The following is a 370-nucleotide window of genomic DNA, read 5'->3' as shown; positions in this document are numbered from 1 at the left end:
TTTTTTGTGGATTTTTTTGTCACTTTTTCACAACCACATCTTTTTTCACTTCTTTAGGACTTACGCATTGACAGAATAACAAAATAGTGAATTGATGAATATAGGTCGTCTATTTTGCAGGTATCGGATAATCAGAGAAATTACTAAACCCTCTACAGCACAATGTAATCTAGACCTCTACACGTTATTTTTGCTGTCAGAGCCGAAGTTTGCGGGGTGCAGTAGGTTAGCAGAGATATTGGGCGATGTTTCACATGATAGCGTGAATCGCTTTTTATTAAGAGAGAGATATGAACCGAAAGATTTATTCAAAATAATAGAGAAAATCATCAATTTGGGAGGAGGAATACTAAGTGTAGACGATACAGTA

At 35.7% G+C, this 370-nt stretch carries 1 pseudogene; it reads left to right on the top strand.

Annotated features, from left to right (window positions below):
- Positions 1-190 precede the first annotated feature (190 nt).
- Positions 191-370: pseudogene (locus ACM0OR_RS28385) on the top strand (IS701 family transposase); the annotation flags it as partial.

This window comes from Anabaena sp. CCY 9402-a (assembly GCF_963920945.1).
In the GTDB taxonomy this organism is placed as follows: Bacteria; Cyanobacteriota; Cyanobacteriia; order Cyanobacteriales; family Nostocaceae; genus Trichormus; species Trichormus minutissimus.
The sequence above is the reverse complement of the archived record's forward strand: the minus strand, read 5'-3'. Positions and strand labels throughout refer to the sequence as shown.